Raw genomic sequence first — 9,339 nt, 5'->3', positions numbered from 1 at the left:
GTGATGGGAGAGCATGTTCAAGAGTGGATTCTAAATGTTCAGATAAAGACATAAAAAAATGAGCGTATTTACATACACTCATTTTTACTACATTTTACTAAAATTTGCTTAACTGACTGGCATTACCGCAGGTCGGGGCTTTTTTTAATGGGTGAATTTTAAGCAGTCTGTTAGTGAAGAGCGATATTGTAAGATCAAGCGAAAATACGTAGGAACGTACTGAATGGCGCAGAGCAGACATACCGTCTTATAGAGATGATCGCTGTATCACATCTCTAGGTCTTTCCATCCCTCGAGATAATCGGTTGGGGACAAAATAAAGCAACTAAATGAATAACATTCCGCAGGCGGTGCAAAAACAAAAACAGCGGCCGAAGCCGCTGTTTTTGATCTTAGGTTTAATTAGTGTTCTTGCTGGATACCCGCAACCAACCAGTCCTGGCTAGAACCTGCTGGCTTAACAAAATGCCAGATTTCAGTGAATGGCTGTGGCAAGCTGTTTAAATCTTCACTCACCGTACCGGTAAAGCGCACACTCACTACATACTGACCATTTTCAGTAGCAGAATCGACCACCATCGCATTCAGGTTAGAAAACTCAGCCACATCCTGATCCTGATTGGCCATGATGTCCTGATACATCGACTGGTACAGATCAGGGGTTAAATAACGCTGAATTTCAGCAATATTGCTGGCCGTATTCATAGACTGAATATGGTTAAAACGCTGACGTGCAACACGCAGAAAGGCTGCTGGCTCCGTACCATCTGGTAACTGGTTACCACTGTTGGTGTACGCGGTACCAAAGGCAGCGTTATTCACTGGTGCTGCACCAAATGGCGCATTGTTGGTTGGGGCTGAACCACCGACGTTCTGGCCAAAGATATTGGTGTTATCGCCACCGGCACGTGGTGCAGCAGCAGATTGACCAAACGGTGCGTTATTGGCACCGTTATTTGGCGCATACGGGTTATTGGCTGCTAATTTTTTTTTTGCGCCCATCTTGCGGAAAATGAAGAAGGCGACTGCTGCAGCGAGGAGAATCCAGATCCAGCCTGGGATTCCACCTTCTTCCTCCTGTTGAGCCTGTGCCTGGCTGGCTGGCTGATCATCTGCTAAGGCATTGGCAGCCACTGCACCAATCGCAGCACCTGCAACACCCGCAGCGACCATACCACCGACACCCGGACCAGATTTTTGCTGCGCAGGCGCAGTAGCTGGAGCGGGCTGTTGTGCAGGAGTAGCTTGACGAGGCTGTTGGTAAGATTGAGTTGGTGTTGCTGAACGGCTCATGCCATGGCTTTTACCACCACCGGCACGTTTTGCTTCGGCTGCTAAAGGGGCAACCAAGAGGGCAGCTGTTAAAATACCAGCCATCAAACCACGCTGTCGAACTTCCATCAATTTTTCCTATTTAAAAAAAGAAATTTATCGCCCTGTATTTATGCAGGCATTTGTCCCGAATTTCAATACAGAATTCAGCTTTTTTCACATGAAAAGCTCAAAAAATAGGGCAAAGGCTCTAGTGCAGTTCTTCACTTAAACTCATGGCCTCGCTCAGGGCTTCATGCAAACGGGCCACCGCAATCACCTGCACCCCTGGAATCGCTTTTTGCGGTGCATTGGCACGTGGCAAAATAATATATTTAAAGCCATGTTTAATCGCTTCTTTTAGACGTTCCTGACCATTCGGCACCGGACGGATTTCACCGGATAAACCGACTTCACCAAACACCGCCAGTTGCTGGGGCAGGGCTTTGCCGCGAATACTCGAAGCACAGGCCAGCAGCACCGCCAGATCGGAGCCGGTTTCGGTAATTTTCAGCCCGCCGACAATATTGACATAGACATCCTGACCGGACGTCTGCACGCCGCCATGGCGATGCATCACCGCCAGTAGCATATTCAGCCGGTTTTGTTCTAAGCCAAGTGCGACCCGGCGCGGCTGACCATGTGCATCATCGACCAGTGCCTGTACTTCCACCAACAGCGGTCGTGTACCTTCGCGGCTAATCATCACAATTGAGCCGGGAATGGCTTCATCATAACGGCTCAGGAAAATCGCTGACGGATTGGCCACTTCACGCAAGCCTTTATCGGTCATGCCAAACACGCCCAGTTCATTGACCGCGCCAAAACGGTTTTTGACCGCACGAATCATCCGGTAGCGGGAATCGGACTGACCTTCAAAATACAGCACACAGTCCACCATATGTTCCAGCACACGTGGCCCGGCCAATGCACCTTCTTTGGTCACATGACCGACAATAAACAAGGCTGTGCCACTATTTTTGGCAAAACGGGTCAGGAGCGCCGCCGATTCACGGATTTGCGATACGCCGCCCGGAGCAGACTGCAAGGTTTCAGTATATAAGGTCTGGATGGAGTCCAGAATCGCCACCGCAGGACGTTGCTGGGCCAGTACCTCACAAATCCGTTCCACACAGGTTTCAGCCATCACTTTGAGCTGATCGGTCGGTAAATCCAGACGCTGCGCGCGTAAGGCCACCTGTGATAAGGATTCTTCACCAGTGACATATAAGGCAGCGCTGTTGCTGGCGGCCATATGGGTCGCGGTTTGCAGTAAAATGGTCGATTTCCCAATCCCGGGATCACCACCAATCAGCACCACTGAACCAGTGACCAAACCACCACCAAGTACCCGGTCAAATTCGCCAATACCGGTGGCAAGGCGGGTTTCGGTAGAGACTGAAATCTGGTTTAAAGTAGTTACAGTTGAGGCCTGACCGGCATAGCCGCCGCCCATACGTGGCTGGGCACGATGGGTCACCGCAGGGGCAATGCTGACTTCGGTTAAACAGTTCCATTCACCACAGTCTGAACATTGACCAGCCCATTTAGGATGATCTGCGCCGCATTGTTCACAGCGATAGACACTTTTTGCTTTTGCCATAAATAAACGTCTGGAATGTGTTTTTTAAATCTTGCCCCACAGCATACAGAGGAAATGCCGATTTTCAAATTGTTGATACGCCGGCAAAGAAAAACCACCCGCAGGTGGTTGATCTTGTAGTTTGATTTGAACGCTTTAGTAGAGTTCGCCGGATTTGCGTCGTGCAATAAAATCTTTCGATTCTTTGGCAATTACACCCGACAGCAGCAATAAGGCAATCAAGTTCGGTACTGCCATTAAACCATTAAAGGTATCGGCAAACAGCCAGACCAGATCTAGAGTTGCGACACAGCCAATAAACACCGACGCAATGTAAATCAGGCGATACGGCAGTACAAATTTCTCACCAAGCAGATAGGTCGCACATTTTTCACCGTAATAGCTCCAGCCTAAAATAGTCGAATAGGCAAAGAAGATCACCCCGAAAGTCACCACCCAGCCCCCGATTCCCGGCAGCAGTTTGTCGAATACGCTAATGGTCAGTACTGCACCGTTCTGATCACCAAAAGACTGGCCGGCCATAATAAAGCCCATGACCAGCACAATACCGGTAATTGAACAGACAATAATGGTGTCAATAAAGGTACCAGTCATTGAAACCAGACCCTGACGTGCCGGATGGTCGGTTTTGGCCGCAGCGGCAGCAATTGGCGCAGAACCCATACCGGCTTCATTGGAGAAGACCCCGCGCGCAACACCATAACGGATCGCGGCACCAATCGCACCACCTGCGGCAGCTTCACCGGTAAAGGCATAGGTGACAATCATTTTGAGTGCTGGCACCACCAGTTCAAGGTTATTCAGGATGATGACCAAACCACCGGCCATATAACCAACCGCCATAATCGGCACAATAACCGAAGAGGCTTTGGCGATGGATTTAATCCCGCCCAGAATTACCAGGGCTGAAAATACGGTAATGATGATGCCGGTAATCCAAGTTTCCAGGCCAAAGCCATTTTCAACGGCCAGTGCTACCGTGTTGGATTGCACCGAGCTACCAATCCCGAAGGAGGCCACTGCACCGAAAAAGGCGAAAATCAGCGCCAGCCATTTCCATTTCAGGCCACGTTCAATGTAATACATTGGACCACCGGACATTTCACCTTTCTCGTTTTTTACCCGGTATTTGACCGCCAAAACACCTTCGCCATATTTGGTCGCCATCCCGAACAGGGCGGTCATCCACATCCAGAATACGGCGCCCGGACCACCGAGTACGCAGGCTGTGGCCACACCGGCAATATTACCGGTACCAATGGTGGCAGAAAGTGCGGTCATGAGGGAGGCGAATTGGGAAATATCGCCGGAATGTTTGTCCGGGTGTTTGCCAAAAACCTGTTTAAAGGCCAACGGCAGCATCCGGAATTGCCAGAACAGCAGGCGGAAGGTCAGGAATATCCCGGTACCGACAATCAGCACCAGCATATATGGGCCCCAGACCCAGCCACTAAGGGTTTCCATGAGTGTTTGTAAATCTTGCATCATTGTTTCTTCTTATGTCTCAAAATAGATATTTTGTTTTCTATATAAGCAATTGATATGCCATGCTCATCCTGAGCAAGAGATATAGTTGCGTGCTGCATTTTTATTTGTTACACAGAATTTATGTTTTGACAAGAAAATTGATATAAACCTTGTCAATCCTCCCTTTGGATAAATTGATAACTTTTTGTTATGAGAAAAATAAATTAAATTTAATTATTCCGTAGAAAATATAGATGAAGCGGCATTTCTTTTTGTTTTCTGATTTCTTTTACGTTAGTTTGTCGTGGTTAACACTGAAGTTGAATTCAATAATGTCGTATCAAAATACAAGTTCGTCACAAGAAAAAGGCAATCTGCAGCGAAGCTTATCCAACCGGCATTTACAGCTGATTGCCATTGGTGGCGCCATTGGAACAGGACTGTTCATGGGCTCAGGCAAAACCATCAGCCTGGCCGGGCCATCGATCCTGATTATTTATATGATTATTGGTTTTATGGTGTTCTGCGTGATGCGGGCGCTGGGCGAACTGTTGCTGTCCAATCTGCAATATAAATCCTTTATTGATTTCAGCACCGACCTGATTGGCCCGTGGGCCGGCTATTTTGTTGGCTGGACCTACTGGCTGTGCTGGATCACCATCGGGATTGCAGACCTGTCGGCGATTATTTATTACCTGCAATTCTTTAATGGCGGGATGCCGTTTACGCCTGAAGAAGGGGTGATGATCAGTATTGCAGCTATTGTCTTCATTATGGGCTTAAACCTGGTGACCGTGAAGCTGTTTGGTGAAATGGAGTTCTGGTTTGCGCTGATTAAAATTATTGCCATTATTGTGCTGATTGCAGTCGGTTTATGGATGATTTTTACCGGTTTTACCTCAGATGCCGGTACAGTCGCATCCTTTACGCATATCTGGAGTCATGGCGGCTTGTTCCCGACAGGTACCATGGGCTTCTTGGCCGGTTTCCAGATTGCGATTTTCGCCTTTGTCGGGGTAGAGCTGGTCGGTACCACAGCGGCTGAAACCAAAGATCCAGAGAAAAACCTGCCGAAAGCAGTGAACTCGATTCCGGTACGTATCATTATTTTCTATGTATTGGCCTTATTAATTGTGATGTCGGTGACGCCATGGAACCAGATTGATCCGAATATCTCGCCTTTTGTAAACCTGTTCAGTCAGGCGGGCATTGCGGCCGCGGCGATTATCATGAACCTGGTGGTGCTGTCTTCAGTGATGTCGTCCATGAACAGTGGTGTATTCTCGACCAGCCGGATGCTGTTTGGCCTGTCACGTGAGCAGCAGGGTCCTAAAGCCTTTGGCCGTTTAAATAAACGTGCAGTCCCGGCCAATGCGTTGTATTTCTCGGCGGTGTGTCTGCTGTTGGGTGCAGCGTTACAATACTTTGTACCCGATACCGTGAAAGCCTTTACGTTGGCGACCACGCTTTCGACCATTCTGTTTATTTGCGTCTGGCTGATTATTATCTGGAGCTATATTGTCTATTACAAAACCCGTCCGGAACTGCATGCCCAGTCGACTTTTAAATTGCCGGGTGGCCTGTTTACCTGCTGGATGGTGATCATCTTCTTTATTAGCATGATCTATGTGCTGTCCCTGGAGCCAGATACCTTGCAAGCCTTAATGATCAGTCCGATCTGGTTTGTGATTCTGCTGATTGGCTATTTCGGTTTCTATAAGCCAAAACAGAAATAAGCCATTGCACAACAAAAAACGTCAGTGTCCAACTGGCGTTTTTTTATGGCACAAGCTAATCTCTAGCGTTTAACACTTTGGTCACAGCAGTGATCGCGTTATACTTCATGGAAAATTTTAAATAGGTGGTCAGATGCGTTCTGTCATTTGCTGCATCAGTTTATTGACAGCCAGTTTTGTACTGGTCGGTTGTGGTCAATCGGGAGCTTTACAGTTGCCGAGTGATCCAAATTACGACAAACGTGCCAAATATCTGTTATATCCCAATGTCGATTCAGAGCAACATCCTGAAGAGCCGACACCTGCACCGGTACAGCAACAGTTTGCTGCACCTGTAGCTTCGAATTCCACGACGACACCTTAACGTTCATAGAAAGGATACATTCATGAGTTTCACCCGCATCAATGGGGTTTTGCACGCCGAACAATGTTCTTTACAACAGCTGGCGCAGCAATTTGGCACACCACTTTATGTTTATTCAAAAGCAACCTTTGAAAAGCATTATTTAGATATGGATCGTGCTTTTGGCTTTATCGACCATCAAATCTGTTTTGCGGTCAAGTCAAACTCCAATATTGCGGTGCTGAATGTATTGGCCAAGCTCGGTGCGGGTTTTGATATCGTGACCGGCGGCGAGCTGGCACGCGTATTGAAAGCCGGTGGTGATGCTTCGAAAATTGTTTTTTCTGGTTTGGGCAAAACCGAAGCTGACATTAAAAAAGCACTGGAAGTGGGCATTGCCTGCTTTAACGTTGAATCCTATGCAGAGCTGGATCGGATTCAGAAAGTGGCGGCTGAACTGAAGGTTAAAGCGCCAATTTCTTTACGTGTGAATCCGGATGTCGATGCCAAAACCCATCCTTATATTTCAACCGGTTTAAAAGAAAACAAATTCGGTATTCCATCAGATAGTGTATTTGATACCTATCAATATGCAGCGTCGTTACCTAATCTGGACATTGTCGGGATTGACTGCCATATCGGTTCACAGCTGACCGAAACCCAGCCTTTTGTCGATGCGCTGGATCGGGTCATGCTGATGATTGAGCAGCTGAAACAGATGGGCATCACACTCAAACATATTGATATTGGTGGTGGTTTGGGCGTGACCTATAAAGATGAAACCCCGCCATCGGTTGAAGAATATGCCAATGCACTGCGCCCGGCTTTAGAAAAACTGGGCCTGAAAGTGTATATGGAACCGGGCCGGAGTATTTCCGCCAATGCCGGTGTGCTGCTGACCAAAGTCGATTTACTCAAACCGACCAATCACCGTAATTTTGCAATTATTGATGCGGCAATGAATGACCTGATTCGTCCTGCTTTATATGAAGCGTGGATGGACATTCAGCCGGTGACGCCACGTACCGATGTCGAAACCCAACAGTGGGATGTAGTCGGTGCCATCTGTGAAACAGGTGATTTCCTTGGTAAAGAGCGTGATCTTGCCATTCAGGAAAACGATGTACTGGCAGTGCTGGGTGCCGGCGCTTATGGTTTTGTGATGAGCTCCAACTACAACAGCCGTGGCCGTGCTGCAGAAGTGATGGTCGATGGTGATCAGGCACATCTGATTCGTGAACGTGAAACCATTGAATCACTCTGGGAACGTGAGCGTTTATTGCCTTAAGGAGTAAATCAGGATGTTTTTAGAATTTACCAAGATGCATGGTCTGGGCAATGACTTTATGGTGGTTGATTTAATCAGCCAGCGCGCCTATTTCGATAGTCTGATCATTCAGCGTCTGGCCGACCGTCACTTTGGTGTCGGGTTTGACCAGTTGCTGGTGGTTGAGCCACCTGATGTTCCGAATGCCGATTTTAAATACCGTATTTTTAATGCCGATGGCTCAGAAGTCGAGCAGTGTGGTAATGGCGTACGCTGTTTTGCGCGTTTTGTGCATGAGCGCCAGCTGACCAGCAAAACCAAAATCAAGGTGCAAACCAAAGCCGGGATTGTCGAGCCGGAACTGGGTCAAAATGGCTGGGTGCGGGTAAATATGGGGCAGCCGAAATTCCTGCCGCAAGAAATTCCGTTTATTGCCGATGAACCGGATAACTTATATGACCTGATGCTGGCCAATGAAGAGAAGCTGAGCATTGATGTGGTCAATATGGGTAATCCACATGCTGTGACCATTGTGCAGGATATTCTGACGGCTGATGTCGCACGTTTAGGTCCACAAATTGAATCGCATGAGCGTTTCCCGCAGCGCGTGAATGCCGGCTTTATGCAAATTCTGGATGAGCAGCATGCCCGTTTACGTGTGTTTGAGCGTGGTGTCGGTGAAACGTTGGCCTGCGGTACGGGCGCGTGTGCGGCAGCGGTTTCCGGGATGCGCCGTGGCTTACTGGCCAGCAAAGTTGAAATTGAGCTGGCGGGTGGCAAGTTACAGATCGAATGGAAAGAAGGCGATGTGGTCTGGATGACCGGTCCAACTGCCAATGTCTATGAAGGCCGTCTGGATTTACGTTATTTCCAGGGCTAATCTGACTATCTCCTATACAAAAGCACCGTTCTATTCACGGTGCTTTTTTATGTTAGGATGATTTGAGTTTTGCCTGCAGAGCCATGATGATGCATAAACTTGTTTTTCTGCCGGGTGCCTCAGGTAGTCAGCAATTCTGGCAGCCGTTAATGGCCCGGTTGCCAGCATCGGCCCGGAAAACCGTGATTGCTTATCCCGGTTTTGATGGGGTAGAAGCCGATGCCAGCATTCAGAGTCTGGCCGATCTGAAAACGCGGGTGATCAGTCAGATTGAAGAGGACAGCATTCTGATTGCCCAGTCAATGGGCGGAGTGTTGGCCATAGCCGCTGCATTGCAGCAGCCGAATAGACTTCGGGCCTTGGTGTTAATGGCTACTTCGGGCGGGCTGGATTTAACTCCGTTTCAGGCCAAAGACTGGCGTGAGATTGAGCCCCTGCAATGGGCCAAGCTGCCGCAGTGGTTTGTGGAAGATCAGACCTATTATCATCCGGAACAATTGGCCAGTATTGATCTGCCGGTGTTATTGCTTTGGGCCGATCAGGATGAATTGAGTCCGGTTGCCGTTGGTGAGTTTCTGGCCCGGCAGTTGCCGAATGCCCGATTGGTGATTATGCCCGATGCTGATCACTGGTTTGCATCCTCGCAGGCTGAACGTGTCGCCGGGGAGATCAACCGTTTTTTACACGACTATTTTTGCAAAGCTACTTTTTAAAAGACAATTTTTTACCAGA

General features: G+C 48.3%; 8 protein-coding genes. 5 read left to right on the top strand and 3 right to left on the bottom strand.

The window, feature by feature from the left end:
• Positions 1-402 precede the first annotated feature (402 nt).
• The 3 genes from FTU86_RS11490 to FTU86_RS11480 all read right to left on the bottom strand — a co-directional run bounded on the left by FTU86_RS11490 (position 403) and on the right by FTU86_RS11480 (position 4,399).
• Complete coding sequence (locus FTU86_RS11490) at positions 403-1,401, bottom strand: Tim44 domain-containing protein (RefSeq protein WP_005176505.1); 999 nt, start codon at positions 1,399-1,401, stop codon at positions 403-405.
• A gap of 121 nt (positions 1,402-1,522) precedes the next feature.
• Positions 1,523-2,914, bottom strand: coding sequence for a DNA repair protein RadA (radA, locus tag FTU86_RS11485; RefSeq protein WP_016659986.1), 1,392 nt, complete (start codon positions 2,912-2,914; stop codon positions 1,523-1,525).
• 135 nt (positions 2,915-3,049) lie between these two features.
• Positions 3,050-4,399 (bottom strand): sodium:alanine symporter family protein, encoded by a 1,350-nt coding sequence (locus FTU86_RS11480; RefSeq protein ID WP_034597619.1) that lies wholly within the window; start codon positions 4,397-4,399, stop codon positions 3,050-3,052.
• Between the two features lie 314 nt (positions 4,400-4,713).
• Between FTU86_RS11480 and FTU86_RS11475 the strand changes: the two genes are divergently transcribed.
• The 5 genes from FTU86_RS11475 to FTU86_RS11455 all read left to right on the top strand — a co-directional run bounded on the left by FTU86_RS11475 (position 4,714) and on the right by FTU86_RS11455 (position 9,320).
• Positions 4,714-6,117, top strand: a complete 1,404-nt coding sequence (locus FTU86_RS11475) for an amino acid permease (RefSeq protein WP_104488820.1) — start codon at positions 4,714-4,716, stop codon at positions 6,115-6,117.
• A gap of 133 nt (positions 6,118-6,250) precedes the next feature.
• Positions 6,251-6,481, top strand: coding sequence for a lipoprotein (locus tag FTU86_RS11470; RefSeq protein WP_016659988.1), 231 nt, complete (start codon positions 6,251-6,253; stop codon positions 6,479-6,481).
• 22 nt (positions 6,482-6,503) lie between these two features.
• Positions 6,504-7,748, top strand: a complete 1,245-nt coding sequence (gene lysA, locus FTU86_RS11465) for a diaminopimelate decarboxylase (protein ID WP_016659989.1) — start codon at positions 6,504-6,506, stop codon at positions 7,746-7,748.
• Positions 7,749-7,761: 13 nt separating this feature from the next.
• Positions 7,762-8,607: a diaminopimelate epimerase gene (gene dapF, locus FTU86_RS11460; protein WP_180006706.1), complete on the top strand. Its 846-nt coding sequence runs from the start codon at positions 7,762-7,764 to the stop codon at positions 8,605-8,607.
• An 89-nt stretch (positions 8,608-8,696) separates the two neighbouring features.
• Positions 8,697-9,320 carry an alpha/beta fold hydrolase gene (locus FTU86_RS11455; RefSeq protein WP_164844958.1) on the top strand — a complete coding sequence of 208 codons (624 nt, stop codon included), beginning with the start codon at positions 8,697-8,699 and terminating at the stop codon, positions 9,318-9,320.
• The last annotated feature ends 19 nt before the right edge of the window (positions 9,321-9,339 follow it).

This window comes from Acinetobacter sp. YH12155 (assembly GCF_013418255.1).
GTDB classification, from domain to species: Bacteria; Pseudomonadota; Gammaproteobacteria; order Pseudomonadales; family Moraxellaceae; genus Acinetobacter; species Acinetobacter indicus.
Note: the sequence above shows the minus strand (reverse complement) of the source record. Positions and strands in the feature narration are given on the sequence as shown.